Consider the following 14,325-nt stretch of genomic DNA (forward strand, 5'->3'; position numbering starts at 1 on the left):
TTTGCTCCTTTTTAAAAATATTTTTTATTTTAACATAAAGCCTTTAAGAATAGATTGTATAATTTTTTAAAAATAAAGAAAGTTTTAATGCAAAAAATTCATAAAAGTATTTTAAAATGGTATGAACAAAATGGCAGGAAAAGTCTTCCTTGGCGTATTTTACATGAAGAGTATAGAAAATATGGTAGTGAGTATGATTTAAAAAAACTAAAAAATATTGATATTGCTTATGCAGTTTATGTCAGTGAGATTATGCTTCAGCAAACTCAAGTAAAAAGTGTTTTGCAAAATTATTATTTTCAGTTTTTAGCTAAATTTCCTTCTTTAAAAGCACTTTCTATGGCAAGTGAAGATGAGGTTTTAAAAGCTTGGCAAGGGCTTGGGTATTACACCAGAGCTAGAAACATGCACAAATGTGCAAAAATTTGTATGCAAGAGTTTAATGCAAAATTACCATCTGATATTAATGAGCTTCAAAAACTCCCTGGTATTGGAGAATATACAGCCGGTGCTATAGCTTGTTTTGGCTTTTTGCAAGCTAAGTCTTTTGTGGATGCAAACATTAAAAGAGTTTTGAGTAGATTTTATGGCTTACAAAATCCAAACTCTAAGATTTTAGTGCAAAAAGCAAAAGAGTTTTTAAACTATAATAATGCATTTGATCATAATCAAGCTTTATTAGATATAGGAGCTTTGGTTTGTTTGCCTAAAAATGCAAAATGTGAAATTTGTCCTTTAAAGTGTTTTTGCGATGGAAAAAATGAATATGAAAAATTTAACTCACCTAAAAAAATTCAATATAAAAACATTGTTTTAAAAATACTTATAGTGCAAAAAAATGAGCAATTCTTACTTGTTAAAAGTGAGGGAAAATTGTATTTTAATATGTATAATTTTTTAGAATATAAAAATCAAAAAAAAGCGAAATTTATAGGAGAGTTTAAACATTCTTATACCAAATATAAAATCAATGCTAAGGTGTATTTTTTAAAAGATGATGATTTTGAAGATTTAAAAGCTAAAGCATTTTCCTATAAAGACTTAGGGCATCTTGCTCTTTCAAAACTTGCCCTAAAAACACTTGAACTTTTTAAAAAGAGTGATTATGCATTTTGAAAAAATTTATATAGAATTAAGTGATATTTGTGGGCTAAAATGTGATTTTTGTCCTAGCCAAAAAGCCCAAAGAAAACAAATGAACCTTGAAAACTTTGAAAAAATTTGCAAAAGTGTGCATAATCATGCCAAACTTTTTACTTTCCATGTGCTTGGAGATCCTTTAAGAATTTTAAATTTAAAAGAGTATTTAGAAATAGCTTTAAAATTTAATATGCAAATAGAGCTTACTACGAGTGGGTTTTATTTTGATGATGAGAAGATAAAACTCATTTTAGACTCTAAAAACGTACGACAAATCAATATTTCCTTGGGTGCTTTTTTATCTCAAAACAAAATTAGTTTAAAAGAATATTTTGAACCTATTTTAAAACTTATTTTTTTGCACTTAGAAAATAAAAATAATTCTTTTATTAATCTAAGACTTTGGAATTTAGATAAAAATTTCAATTCACCTTTAGAAAATGATAAAATTTATGATTTTTTAGGGCAAATTTTTAAAATAAAAATTCAAAAGCGAAAAGCTAAAAATCGCTTAGAAAGACATGTTATCTTGCACCAAGCCAGACTTTTTAAATGGCCTTCGTTAAAAAATGATATTATTAGAGAGAATGGGTGTTGTTATGCTTTAAATGGGCAAATTGCTATTTTAAGCGATGGGACTTTAGTGCCGTGTTGTTTGGATGTTAAAGGAGATATAAAACTTGGAAATTGCTTTGAAAAAGATTTCAATGAACTTTTAAATTCCTCTTTGTATATAGATTTAAAAGAAGGTTTTAAACAAGGAATTTTAAAAGCTGAACTTTGTAAAAGGTGTGAGTTTTTAGAGACTAAAAATCTAAATTAACTTCATCTTCATTGTTGATTTGATGATTTGTATCCAAGTCTTGTTTTGTTTCTTTTTGATTGTCTTTAGAATGTTTAAAAATATCCTTGGTGATTTTTGTGGCAATACCTCTAAGAGCTTTTTGTCTGCTTGAATTACTTGTAGAGCTCATTTTAAACTCCAAAGTATTAGAAGATTTGCTTTCATTTGTAGCAAATTCTATTAAGCGATAATCAATGATAATATCATAAGATTGAGTGTTGTTTTCATTTTGTATTTGTTTTATTTTTGGATTTAAAATGAGTAAAAAATCAGCTTCTAAAGTTTTATAAAGCTTTACAAGTTCTTCATCGCTTGAATTTTTGGAAAGTAAAAATTTTTCCTGATTATAAAGATCAAGATTTGTTTTGTCTAAGATTTTAAATTTTTTATTCTGAAGTAAAATACTTAAAAGCTCTTGTTCAAATTTAGCTGAAAGTCCAGTTTTGATTTTATTAATGATAATTAGGGAGCTTTTATTTTCAAGACTTTTGTCACTATAAAGTTTTTTATAGATTAAAACTTTTGCGTGAAATTCACTTTGATTTGTTTGAGTTAGAGACTTTATATCATAACTATTAAAAACACTATTGCTGACAAAGTCAAGTTCTTCATCATAACCTATATTAAAATTTCCATTAAAATTAAACTCAAATTTTTTCAATTTGACTTGTTTTAAACCTTCTGTTTTCCCCAAAGCGTCATTAATAGCGTTTTTAATCGCTTCACTTCTTGTATTTCCAAAGCCTTCTCCAAGGCTTTCTTTGTTTGAAATAGCTTGTGCTTGATAAGTACAAACAAGACTTAAAAAAAGTATAAGTAGTTTTTTTATCATAACTATTCTCTTTTTGTTTTTAAATAATAAGATAAATATTTTATTTTTATTTTAACATTATAAAGTTTAATCATATCTTGACTGTAAATTTTATACTCAAGATTAAATACCCAGAAAGTCTATAAAATTTTTATTATAAATTTAAAAAAATAAGTTATAATTTTTAATTTTAGAGAGGTGTCCGAGCGGTCGAAGGAGCACGCCTGGAACGCGTGTGTGGGGTAACTCACCGAGGGTTCGAATCCCTTCCTCTCTGCCACTATGCGCTTTTGTTATATCGACTTCCTATGTAATCTTGTGATACATTTTGTGCGTATGATTTTATAGCTTTGGAATTTGAATTTGTTTTTTCCTCATTCTCATTTTCGCTTTTTTCATTTTGTACTTTTAGCTCTTCTGCTTTTATTTTAGCTTGTTCGGCGCGCGCATCATTTTGCATTTGCATAGCATTAGCCGCTACTTTATAATCTTGCGGACTAGGATCAGCTGGTGCCATAGCTGCAGCAATTACTTGCATGGCATTTGCTATAGTTTCTTCAGGAGTATTGCCTTTTTGCATTCTTATTGGCACTTCTCCTTCGACCGCATACATTTTATTATCAGGGCCTCTTGTATATCCAAAGCTCGCAGCACCAGCTAAAGATCCGCCAGCTGCTTGGTGGGCTGCTTCATGAGCTCTTACTTCTCTGTCGATTTTTTCAAGCTCTCGTACTTGTTTTACTTCTTCAACACTTAAGTCTTTGCCGTTGACTTTTTGAGTTTTTTCTTCTTTTTCTTGATTGTTTTTATCTTCTTTTGTTTGCCGTGGATTTTCTTTTTCAGGAATGTTTTCTTTGATTTCTTCTTTGTCTTTGTTTTGATAAGGATTTTGTGTATAAAAAGCATTGTTATAACTTGAGCTAATTTGCATAAAAATCCTTTCTAATATAATTTCATATTTTTATCACAAAAAAGTTGAAAAATTTATAAAATAAATATTTTATAAAATGTTAAGCAAAATAAAGTATAATTTTAACTTCTTTTTATGTCAGGGTAGCTCAGCTGGCTAGAGCGCTGGTCTCATAAGCCGGAGGTCGGGAGTTCAAGTCTCCCCCTTGACACCATTTATCAGGCTTATAGATAATATTTGAATTTCCATCTTTATCAGTTTTATCTGAATTTGGAGTTTTTTCTAAGCTTCCTTTGCCGATTAATTTCCAATTTATATCTAAATCACTTGCTAAATCACTTCCTGCAAATGTGATTAGAGATTTTTCATGTCTTTGTATATTAGAAGGTTTAGCAAATACTTTAAAGTCTTGTCTTGGTGCTACAATAGTAATAGGAAAACTTTCTTGAGCATTCCCTGCCTTAGCAATTAAATTAGTTTGATGAACTCCATAAGCATGGATTATTTTTACAAAAACTTTTCCATTATCATCAGTAATATAATGATTTCCATTCTTTAAGATTACACTTCTTTGTTCAGGAGTTACACTCATAGCAATATTTTTAACTGCTTGGTTAAAACCATTTTTTAGCATAATACAATGAGTATTATCTCCTAAATTTCCACAATAAGAAATATGATAAGCATTATTAATAGCTTTATATTCAAGCACCATAGAATAATCTCTATCTATAAAATGAGTTCTAGAGCCTTCAATAGTGTTATTTATACCTGCTAAGTTTGTATCAAAAGCATGTTTGAGGGCATCTTTGTCTAAAGGTATATTAAAATTCATAGCTATATTTGTACCTTGTTTATCACTTTCATTACTTCTTTTATGACTTAATGAAAAAGTTAATGCTGGACAAGGTGAATAAGTAATACCTCCTTCATACACTAAAGGATTTTTTTCTAAATCTTCATAGCAGTTTACATTGCCAAATGGAGCTACTTTTTCTCCATACCATTTACTCATATTAGCAAAAATAGCTACATTGCTCATAGCAGGGAAAGCATATTTAATACCCATATCCCAACCATTAGCAGGGCGTTCTAAGAAAGTTAGATCATTATTTGCATTTTTAAAATCATAACTATTAATCCAATCACTTAATCTTTGATAAATATTAGCATGGAAAGCTAGTGTATCTAACATACTTTCAAAGCCCAAAGATATTCTTTTATGTTCTCTACTAAAATCATGATCATAAACTAAATTTAATCCTAGCATGATATTGCCTGAATTATTTAATGCTAACGCATTAGGATAATATCTTATATCACCACCAAAATGACCTATGATTCTATTATTTTCATATCCACCTATACCGCTTTGTAAAAAATAAGATATTTTTGGATTATCTTCACTCATAATAGGTAAAAGAACTTTAGCATTACCACTTAAGCCACCTCTGTCATTATAGTTTAAATTAAACTCACTATTAATGGAGTGATTAAGAGCATGTAAATATTCTTGGATTAAAGTATTAGCTTGTAAGCTTAAATAATTACCTGCTAAATCTCTTATAAGCTCATCTCTTTCTTTATTATCTTTGGCATTATATATATTGCCTATGGTTTGAATAGTATTAATAACCTTATTAGATAATTCTTCATCTTCTTTACTAAGATTAGAATCTTTCTTTGGTTTTTCTTCTAATAGCTTTTTAACTCTTGGGTCAATGCTATTATGTTCTTTAAGTATTTGCTTTTGATCATGATTTACATGATTAAGAGCAAGAGTTTGATTGTTATCTATAATGATTTTATCTTGATTTTTTAAAATCATTATTTGAGAAAAAAGAAAAGTGTGAATTAAGTAAAACGAGTAAAAGTGTTTTTTTCATATCCCCCCCCCATAACCTACATTTAATTTTTATCTGTGATGAGAATATGATAACACAAAAAATACAAAATCGATAAAAAAGTTATAAAAATATTGAAAATTAGCCAAAAAACTATCAAATATAATAATTATTTATAAACTATAATCAAAATTACTTTTATTTTTTATTAAAAAAATGCATATATTTATTATTATTTAAATATATGAAAAAAACTTATCATTTGCTTTTTAAAAATAATGAAAAATAAGCTTTAAATTTATTAATATGCATATTGATTTAGTTCTTCTTGGGTGCCAAGTAGCATTAGTATATCATTTAAATAAGCGGTAGTTTCTAAATTTGGCATAATACTCCAAGTATCATGTTGTTTGTGTGCAATGACTTTTAAGTTTTGACCAATAGATTGCAAAGTTTTTCCTGCTAGGTTTTCATCCACTAAAAGTTTTGCTACTTTGATGGTATTGACTGAAAGATCTATGATCTCAAAATTTGGATTAGTGATAAGAATTTTAGCCAAACGCTTTGCTGATTCTTTTTCAGGATAGATGACTTTATTAACCCCAAGTTTTGAAAGAATTTGTCCGTGTGTAGAAGAGTTTGCCTTGGCAATGATGTTTTTTACTCCAATTTCTTTTAAAGCCATGAAAGTAAGTATGCTTGATTCTAAATTTTCGCCTATGCTAAGTATGACAACATCTGCATTTGCATAACCTGCTTCTTTTAAGGCTATAGTATGAGTAGAATCTAAAATATAAGCAAAGTCTGCATGATCTTGTAATTTCTTAACCACTTCTTCATCAATATCAGAAACAATAACTCTTTTACCTTGATCAATAAGCTCTTTTGCTAAAACTGAGCCAAACCTTCCAAGTCCTATAATATCATAAGTTTCTTTTTTCATAATATTATCTTTCCTTTTGGATAATTCAAGTATTTTTGTTTTTCTTTAAAAAATATACTAAATAAAAATGCAAGCACACCCACTCTACCGCTAAGCATTAACAATATGATAAGTAATTTACTTTCAGAGTTAAAAAGCGCACTAAGCGATAAAGTCCCACCATCGCCTACGGAAACTCCTACTGTAGCAAATGCTTTCAAAAAGCAAGGGTAAAAAGCTTTTATCATCTTCAATTAAGGATAAAATTAATACACAAGTGATGATATATACAATAGAACTTACTGTTATAATAAAAGCTTTGTTGATAGTTTCTGTAGGAATTTCAAAGTTGAAAATCCTTGTATTGCTATCTTTGATACTCCAATAAGCATAGATTAGCAATACAGCAATTGTAGTTACCTTAATACCCCCAGCTGTTCCACCAGGTGCACCACCTACAATCATAAATAAAGATCCAAAAAATAAGCTTGCATCTTTAAGGGTGCTAAGATCAAGAGTGTTAAACCCTGCTGTTCGGTAATTTACTGCTGTAAAATATGCACTTATAGTTTTATCAAAAAGTGAAATTCCCCTATGCTTTTTGGATTATGGTATTCAAATAAAAAGACCACTAAGCTTGCAAAAACAATCAATACAACAGTGGAAATTAAAACAAGTTTTGTGTGTAAACTTAAGTTTGCAAAACGTTTTTTAGAAAAAAAGTATAATTCTAATAATACAAAATACCCTAAACCTCCAATGATAATCAAAGAGGTAATAACAAAATTAATCCAAAAATCATCTCTATAAGGCATTAGACCGCTTTCAAATATACTAAACCCTGCATTATTAAAAGCAGAAATAGAGTGAAAAACACTAGCCCATAGAGCTTCACTTAAATTCATATCAAGCTTAAATCTTAAAAATAACAATAGAACACCTAAAAGCTCAATAGTAAATACAAAAAAATAAAACCTTTTTTAAAAATCCTATAAGACCATCGGCTTCAGGATAAATCAAGGATTCTCTTAAAAGATTTTTTTCTCCAAAACTCATCTTTTTGCGTACTAAAATATATAAAGCCATAGCTATACTCATATAACCCAAGCCACCTATTTGAATAAGCAATAAGATAACAAGTTGTCCATAAAAGCTAAAATCTAGTGAGGTATTTAATACAATAAGTCCTGTCATACTTACAGCTGAAGCACTAGTAAAAAATGCATCTAAAAAAGATATGGGCTTAGTGTGCATAATAGGAAGCATTAGAATAAAGGTGCCAAAAAGTGTAACTAGGATGTAACCTATGATAAAATTCTTATACTTTTTCTATCCAAAGATAATTTTGTCATTTTGATTCTTTAAAATTAAGAAAACATTCTACTTAAAGTTGATTAATAAACAAAAAGAGAACTTTCCACATTTTAATGTGGAAAGTTAAGTATTAAAGCATTCCTACTGCTAAGAAACCTAGAGCAACAGCTATAGCTATAGCTAATACACCAGGGATAAAGAATGCGTGGTTAAATATGAATTTTCCAATTCTTGTTGTGCCTGTATCATCCATTTGAACTGCACCTAATAAAGTAGGGTAAGTTGGAAGAACGAAAAGCGCTGAAACGGCAGCAAAACAAGCAACTAGCATATAAGAGTCTGCAGGGTTTGTAGCTGAAATTCCTAATGCAGCAATGATAACTGGAACAATAGCTTTTGCAGTAGCTGCTTGAGAATATAAAAGCATACTAGCAAAGAAGAATGCAACTGCAAGCATAGCTGGAGTTTGTTTAACCCATTCACCTGCTACTTCTTTAATACCTGCTTCATGACCCGCAACGAAAGTATTTCCAAGCCAAGCAACACCAAATACACATACACAAGCTGTCATACCTGATTTAAATACACTTGTATCTAAAATTTTTGCAGGTTCAACTTTACATAAGAATGTAATTAAAGTTGCAGCAGTTAATAAGAAGCTCATAATCGCAGCATCTCTTGGAATAACTACTGGATCGATCCATTTGATATTATTAGAAATTGCTGTAGCATAAAGAACAACTGCTAATACTGTAAATAAGAAAATAGCAACTGAAAGTTTTGCACCTGGTTTGTCTTCACTTTGTAAAACATCAGAAGCGTTTTTTACAAGACCGGCTTTTAGGCGTTCTTGATATACAGGATCTTTGCTAAGATCCATTGGAGTGATTAAACTTACAATGAAAGCTGTAATCATACAAGCAGCAAAAGTAGTTACAATCCAAATACCAATTAATGCAGGATAATTCCAACCAAGCGGTTCTAATACGCCAGTCATATAAACAACAGCAGCACTAACAGGAGAAGCCGTAATACCAATTTGTGAAGCAACAACCATTAGTGAAAGTGGAGCTGATGGTTTGATGTTTTGTGATTTTGCAACATCAATAACAACAGGCATTAATGAAAACACTGCATTACCAGTACCTGCTAAAATAGTTAGTAACCAACCACATGCTGGTGCAAGGTAATTGATAAATCTTGGATGTTTACGTAAAATTCTTTCAGTAACTTTTACCATATAATCCAAACCACCCACTTGTTGCATAGCAGAAATTGCAGCAATAGCTGCAGCAATGATTAAGATAACATCCCAAGGAATATTACCTGGCTTCATACCCAAAACAAGACCTAAAACAACAACACCCAAACCTCCAGCATAACCTATTGCTATGCCACCGAGGCGGATACCTATGAATATTGCCCCAAGAAAGACAACAAGTTGTAAAATAATCATAATATCCATGATTAAACTCCTAAATTATTAAGCTTTTCTTTTCTCTGTCATGTGAGGATTTAACATATTTTCTGGTGTTAAAATTCTTTCAATTTCTTCTTTTGGAAGATATCCTCTTTCAAGACAAATATCGCCAACTGCTTTACCGGTTTCCAAAGCTTCTTTAGCAATACTAGCAGATTTTTCATATCCTAAAATAGGATTAAATGCTGTAACAATACCGATTGAGTTAAGTACAGATTGTTTGCATGCTTCAGGATTTGCTGTCAAGCCTCTTACAGCTTTTTCGGCTAGAGATTTCATTGCATTTTCAAGCAATACTATAGAGTTAAATAAGCCATAAGCAATACCTGGTTCAAATGCATTAAGTTCGAATTCTCCTCTTTCAGAGCAAAGCATAATAGTAACATCATTTCCTATAACTTCATAGCAAGCTTCACCTACTGCTTCACAAATTACTGGGTTTACTTTACCTGGCATGATAGAACTACCTGGTTGCATTTTTGGTAGATTAATTTCACCTAAGCCGCATCTTGGACCTGAATTCATTAATCTTAAGTCGTTTGCAATTTTAGATAATCTTACTGCTGCAGTTTTTAATGCACCGCTTACATGTACAAAGTCAGCTGTATCTTGAGTTGCAGCGATAAAATCTTCAGCTGGTTTAAATTCAACACCAGTAATTTCTTTTAATTTTTTCTCAACCACAAATTTGTAATCAGGATGACAGTTAATTCCTGTACCAATAGCTGTTGCACCAAGATTTAAATAACTCATTGACTCACGAGCTGCTGTGATTTTTTCAATATCACTTTTAATATAGCTAGCAAAAGCGTTGAAAGTATTTCCTAAAGTAGTAGGGACTGCATCTTCAAGCTCAGTTCTACCCATTTTAATGATATCTTTGTATTCTTTAGCTTTAGCTTCTAATTCAGTTTTTAAAAGTTCCATGGCTTTTAAAAGATCAGTAAGTTTTGCATAGGTAGCCACTTTGATTGAACTTGGATAAGTGTCATTTGTAGATTGACCTAAATTTGTATGATCATTTGGATGAAGATATTGGTATTCACCTTTTTTGTGTCCCATACTTTCAAGAGCAATATTAGTGATAACTTCATTAGTGTTCATGTTTGTACTAGTACCAGCACCACCTTGGATCATATCTACTACGAATTGATCTAAAAATTCACCAGCAATCAATCTATCGCAAGCTTTAGCAATAGCATCAGCTTTGTTAGCATCAAGAACTCCAACTTCTTTGTTAGCAAGAGCAGCTGCTTTTTTAACTTGAGCGAAAGCTTTTACAAAATAAGGATAATCTTGTAATCTTCTGCCACTCATATGGAAGTTTTCTAGTGCTCTAAAAGTTTGCACTCCATAATAAACCTCGTCAGAAATTTCTAACTCGCCAATAAAGTCGTGTTCTTTTCTTGTTCCCATGATGTACTCCTTGTGGGTTTTATTTAAGTTTTGTTTATAAACTTAATGAGTATTATATAACAATTTTTTATAATAGTTTCATAAATTTTTCTGAATTTATCAAAAATCAATAAAAATATATAAAATAAATTAGAATATTGATATTCATTTTATAAATATAGTGCTTTTTTGGTAGATATTTGATGTTTGTAGAGTTTATTATTGCTTTTATTGTTTATTTTTAAAAAGTTTATATTGATTTTTTGTATAATTTTAAAATTTATAAAAGACAAAAAGATTATTAATTTGATAAATTAAATTTGAAAGTTTTACTAAGTTAACTAGTTTACTAATTAATCCCTGCTTTTATATCAAACTAAACCCATTAAGGGTTTAGTTAATTATTTAAAACTTTTTCTTCCTAGCATCTTCTAAGATATCACTAGCTATTTTATTTACATTGTCAGCTACTATAGCACTATCATTAGCTATTTTTAAATTCTCTTGAGTTACATGATCAATTTGTGCTACAGCATCATTAATTTGAGTAATACCTGTAGTTTGTTCTTTAATACTCTCACCCATTTCATTAATAGATTGAACTAAGATATTAGTATTAGCTTCTATTTCACCTAAAGACTTTTGAGTTCTTTCTGCTAGGTTTCTAACTTCATCAGCAACAACAGCAAAGCCACGTCCATGTTCACCTGCACGTGCTGCTTCAATAGCTGCATTTAATGCAAGTAGATTAATTTGATCTGCTATATCTCCAATAATAGAAGTAACATTTTTAATCTCTTCACTTTGAGCAATTACTTCACTAGTTTTATGAGATACATTTTGCATAGAAGAAGTAATCTCTTCTAATGCCGCTGCTGTTTCTTCTAAAGAAGAAGCTTGACTTGAAGAAGAATCTGTTAAGTTCTTAACAGCACTTTGTAATTTACCACTTTCACTAGCAAGTAAGTTAGCAAATTCAGATGATTGTCTTAGCATAGCTACGATTTCTTTACCTAATACATTGGTTGTTACTTCAACTCCACCTTTAGCATTAGCAACTTCTGTTGTAAAGTCTAATGCTTTATAACTATCAAATACTCTATTGATTTCATTCATATTAGAACCTACTTTTTGTTCTAATACATTAAGCATTTCATTTAATACATTTTTTAATTCTATTAATTGAGGATTAGCAGGCATTGCATTAATTCTTGCTGTTAGATTACCACTTTCTATTTCTCTAGCAGTTTCTACTGATTGTTCTACAGCTTTAGTATCTTGTTCTAATGCATTTTTAGTTTTAGTGATGTTTTCGTTGATAGCTTTTGCCATAGCACCAAGCTCATCATTTGTTTTAACATCTATCATAGCTGAGTCTTTGGTTTTATGATTGATGAAGTCAAAGAAAGAGTTGAGGCCGGTTTGGATTTTTTGGAGTGGTGAGATATAATAAGATATAATAAAATAAAGTAGTATTATACTTAATATAACCATTACTGTAACAGCTATAGTTTGAATTGAAGCTGTTTTAAAAATTGGTTCATTAATTATATCAGCACTTTCTGTACTACAAACAAGATATGAAGAAATTTGAGCACAAATTCCTAATCTTTCTTTATTTTTTAAACCATATTCAAAAAAAGTATAATCTCCATTTTTTTTATACGCATTTAATACAGGAGTGTGGTCTACAGAAGGATCCAATAGTTGTTTATTTTTCGCAACAAATACTTTTCCATTATGATCAAATAAGAAACTATTTCCAGGCATAGATTCAAAGTCTTTTTGAAGATCTTTAATTGGAATATCAATCCCTATAACACCAATAAATCGATTATCTTTATAAATTGCTTTTGTATAAGTTATAACATACTGATTTGTTGCTTTATCTATATAAGGAGTAGTGATAAATACGTTATTGGTCTTCTTAGCTTCTATGAACCAAGATCTTGTTCTGGTATCATAATTCATAGCTTTACCATAAATTCCAACATTTCTATTTTTTTGGTCACTATTGTTGTCACTAACAATATTTTCACCGTTATCTAAACCTATAAAAACAGCTAAAACTCCCGAGGCTTTTCTATAAGATTTTAAAGTTGATCCAATGTTTTCAATTAAAGCTTCTTCAGAGTTTAATTTTTCGTATGGATGCTCCAAAATACTTTTTTCTAAATTTGTAATTAAATTTGTATTAATATCTCTGAAAGTTTCTAAAGAAATTTTAGCAACTTGTAGAATATCATTTTGCCTTTTTAATTCATTGGAATATAGAAAATTTTTAGTAAAATAAAAACTTAGTATACCTAGAATAATCAAGCATAAAGCCGCAAATAAATTTGCTACTAACGATAATTTTATTTTTAAACTACTAAGCATTAATGTCTCCATAATTTTAAATTTTTTAAATTTTAGAACTTAAAATTAAATTTTTTATTAATATTTTGGTTTTTTTTAAAAGTCTTTTTCATTGATGTTATATTTAGATTAAATAAGTTTTTTTGAGCTATTTTATCAAAACATTTGTTTTACTTTTTAAGTAAATAATATGAATTTTATTTTAAAGTGTTATTGATAAAATTATTTTGTTTAGTCATTACACAAACCTCATTTTTTGCTTTCTAAGCATTTATTAATTGTATAAATTTAAATTTTTTTATAAATTTCAAAAAATAACATTAGCTTTTCAGATTTTCTATATTATAATACAAATTTGGCTTTGCTTTTTAATTGATTAAAGATATTTAAACGATCGCTTTTGCTATCAACATAAACACTTAAAAGATAACTTTTGTATGTTCCTTGTTTACTAGTATTTGAGATTTTGTATTTAAATTCTCTTTCATTAAGTATTTGAGTAAAAACTTCTAAGGCATCAACCCCAGCTTCAAAAACGACTTTATAATCCCAAAAAGTAGGGTAATTTATAATAGGTTCTTTTTTAAGATCGCATATATTTACCACTTTTTCCTCCTTCTTTGCTTTCTAAAACTATATTAGTAATTTGCATGCTTTTATCAATAGCCTTAACCATATCATAAATAGTTAAAAGCCCAATGCTAACAGCAGTTAAGCTTTCCATTTCAACTCCGGTTTTTCCTTCGCATTTTACGATTACAAAAAGTTTAAAAGAATATTCTTCTTTGTTTTCTTCTATGTGAGTTTGTACTTTTGAAATCATTAAAGGATGACACATTGGAATGAGATTTGAAGTTTGCTTAGCTCCCATGATAGCTGCTGCGATGGCAGTTTGTAAAACAGGTCCTTTTTTAGCTTTATTTTCGATAATAGCTTCAAATGCTTCTTTACTCATGTATATTTTACCACTTGCACAAGCTTCTCTTTGGGTAATATCTTTTTGACTTACATCTACCATTTTGGGATGATTTTTTTCATCTAAATGTGTTAAATTCATATTTTTCCTTAAGTAAAGTTTGAAAAATTATACCAAAATGTATATTTTTATATTAAAATACTACTAAAAAATTTTAAAGGATTTGTAATGGCTTATGATGATGAAGAATTTGAAAATTACGATGATGAAATGTATGATGAAACAGATGATGATACTTATGTAAACAATCAAAGATCGTATAATTATGATGATGATGATTATGAATACGATGATGATTATAGTGATGATGATACTTATGAGATGGATTAAG

Annotated in this window: 11 protein-coding genes, 2 tRNA genes and 3 pseudogenes; 5 read left to right on the plus strand and 11 right to left on the minus strand. The window is 29.3% G+C overall.

Features of this window, described 5'->3' with window-relative positions:
* Positions 1-72 precede the first annotated feature (72 nt).
* Positions 73-1,116, plus strand: a complete 1,044-nt coding sequence (mutY, locus tag CLCT_RS00640; protein ID WP_052239483.1) for an A/G-specific adenine glycosylase — start codon at positions 73-75, stop codon at positions 1,114-1,116.
* Positions 1,106-1,963: a radical SAM/SPASM domain-containing protein gene (locus tag CLCT_RS00645; protein WP_039667873.1), complete on the plus strand. Its 858-nt coding sequence runs from the start codon at positions 1,106-1,108 to the stop codon at positions 1,961-1,963. The genes mutY and CLCT_RS00645 overlap by 11 nt, the downstream gene beginning before the upstream one ends.
* Here the strand turns inward: CLCT_RS00645 and CLCT_RS00650 are convergent.
* Positions 1,947-2,816, minus strand: a complete 870-nt coding sequence (locus CLCT_RS00650; protein ID WP_039667874.1) for a hypothetical protein — start codon at positions 2,814-2,816, stop codon at positions 1,947-1,949. The genes CLCT_RS00645 and CLCT_RS00650 overlap by 17 nt on opposite strands.
* A 171-nt stretch (positions 2,817-2,987) precedes the next feature.
* On the opposite strand from CLCT_RS00650, the gene CLCT_RS00655 reads away from it, so the two are divergent.
* A tRNA-Ser gene (locus CLCT_RS00655) sits at positions 2,988-3,075 on the plus strand.
* Here CLCT_RS00655 and CLCT_RS00660 read toward each other — a convergent pair.
* Positions 3,076-3,726 (minus strand): putative metalloprotease CJM1_0395 family protein, encoded by a 651-nt coding sequence (locus CLCT_RS00660; RefSeq protein WP_149061955.1) that lies wholly within the window; start codon positions 3,724-3,726, stop codon positions 3,076-3,078.
* A 116-nt stretch (positions 3,727-3,842) separates the two neighbouring features.
* Between CLCT_RS00660 and CLCT_RS00665 the strand changes: the two genes are divergently transcribed.
* A tRNA-Met gene (locus CLCT_RS00665) sits at positions 3,843-3,919 on the plus strand.
* A gap of 516 nt (positions 3,920-4,435) precedes the next feature.
* Here the strand turns inward: CLCT_RS00665 and CLCT_RS07795 are convergent.
* The 9 genes and pseudogenes from CLCT_RS07795 to moaC form a co-directional block, all read right to left on the minus strand.
* Positions 4,436-5,533, minus strand: a pseudogene (locus tag CLCT_RS07795) (inverse autotransporter beta domain-containing protein); the annotation flags it as partial.
* A 317-nt stretch (positions 5,534-5,850) separates the two neighbouring features.
* Positions 5,851-6,492 carry a potassium channel family protein gene (locus tag CLCT_RS00675; RefSeq protein WP_149061956.1) on the minus strand — a complete coding sequence of 214 codons (642 nt, stop codon included), beginning with the start codon at positions 6,490-6,492 and terminating at the stop codon, positions 5,851-5,853.
* Positions 6,489-7,823 (minus strand): annotated as a pseudogene (locus CLCT_RS00680) (TrkH family potassium uptake protein). Before CLCT_RS00680 ends, CLCT_RS00675 begins: the two are co-directional and overlap by 4 nt.
* A gap of 92 nt (positions 7,824-7,915) precedes the next feature.
* A complete protein-coding gene (locus CLCT_RS00685) occupies positions 7,916-9,250 on the minus strand; it encodes an anaerobic C4-dicarboxylate transporter (RefSeq protein ID WP_149061957.1) in 1,335 nt (444 codons plus the stop codon).
* Between the two features lie 18 nt (positions 9,251-9,268).
* Positions 9,269-10,681 (minus strand): aspartate ammonia-lyase, encoded by a 1,413-nt coding sequence (locus CLCT_RS00690; RefSeq protein WP_039667880.1) that lies wholly within the window; start codon positions 10,679-10,681, stop codon positions 9,269-9,271.
* A gap of 384 nt (positions 10,682-11,065) precedes the next feature.
* Positions 11,066-12,154 carry a methyl-accepting chemotaxis protein gene (locus tag CLCT_RS07800; protein ID WP_410689608.1) on the minus strand — a complete coding sequence of 363 codons (1,089 nt, stop codon included), beginning with the start codon at positions 12,152-12,154 and terminating at the stop codon, positions 11,066-11,068.
* Positions 12,155-12,208: 54 nt separating this feature from the next.
* Positions 12,209-13,051: pseudogene (locus tag CLCT_RS07805) on the minus strand (cache domain-containing protein); the annotation flags it as partial.
* Positions 13,052-13,360: 309 nt separating this feature from the next.
* The gene (locus CLCT_RS00700) at positions 13,361-13,624 is read right to left on the minus strand and encodes an HP0495 family protein (RefSeq protein WP_039667882.1); all 264 of its coding nucleotides are present in this window, start codon (positions 13,622-13,624) and stop codon (positions 13,361-13,363) included.
* Positions 13,602-14,075, minus strand: a complete 474-nt coding sequence (gene moaC, locus CLCT_RS00705; RefSeq protein ID WP_039667883.1) for a cyclic pyranopterin monophosphate synthase MoaC — start codon at positions 14,073-14,075, stop codon at positions 13,602-13,604. Before moaC ends, CLCT_RS00700 begins: the two co-directional genes overlap by 23 nt.
* A gap of 87 nt (positions 14,076-14,162) precedes the next feature.
* Between moaC and CLCT_RS00710 the strand changes: the two genes are divergently transcribed.
* The gene (locus CLCT_RS00710) at positions 14,163-14,324 is read left to right on the plus strand and encodes a highly acidic protein (RefSeq protein WP_039667884.1); all 162 of its coding nucleotides are present in this window, start codon (positions 14,163-14,165) and stop codon (positions 14,322-14,324) included.
* Position 14,325 lies beyond the last annotated feature (1 nt).

The sequence above is a fragment of the Campylobacter lari subsp. concheus genome (genome assembly GCF_008245025.1).
Taxonomy (GTDB): Bacteria; Campylobacterota; Campylobacteria; order Campylobacterales; family Campylobacteraceae; genus Campylobacter_D; species Campylobacter_D concheus.

Coding starts and splice junctions, on each gene's coding strand:
- CLCT_RS00645 (WP_039667873.1), top strand. CDS start 1,106: ATGCATTTTGAAAAAATTTATATAGAATTAAGTGATATTTGTGGGCTA.
- CLCT_RS00650 (WP_039667874.1), bottom strand. CDS start 2,816: ATGATAAAAAAACTACTTATACTTTTTTTAAGTCTTGTTTGTACTTAT.
- CLCT_RS00660 (WP_149061955.1), bottom strand. CDS start 3,726: ATGCAAATTAGCTCAAGTTATAACAATGCTTTTTATACACAAAATCCT.
- CLCT_RS00675 (WP_149061956.1), bottom strand. CDS start 6,492: ATGAAAAAAGAAACTTATGATATTATAGGACTTGGAAGGTTTGGCTCA.
- CLCT_RS00685 (WP_149061957.1), bottom strand. CDS start 9,250: ATGGATATTATGATTATTTTACAACTTGTTGTCTTTCTTGGGGCAATA.
- CLCT_RS00690 (WP_039667880.1), bottom strand. CDS start 10,681: ATGGGAACAAGAAAAGAACACGACTTTATTGGCGAGTTAGAAATTTCT.
- CLCT_RS07800 (WP_410689608.1), bottom strand. CDS start 12,154: ATGGTTATATTAAGTATAATACTACTTTATTTTATTATATCTTATTAT.
- moaC (WP_039667883.1), bottom strand. CDS start 14,075: ATGAATTTAACACATTTAGATGAAAAAAATCATCCCAAAATGGTAGAT.
- CLCT_RS00710 (WP_039667884.1), top strand. CDS start 14,163: ATGGCTTATGATGATGAAGAATTTGAAAATTACGATGATGAAATGTAT.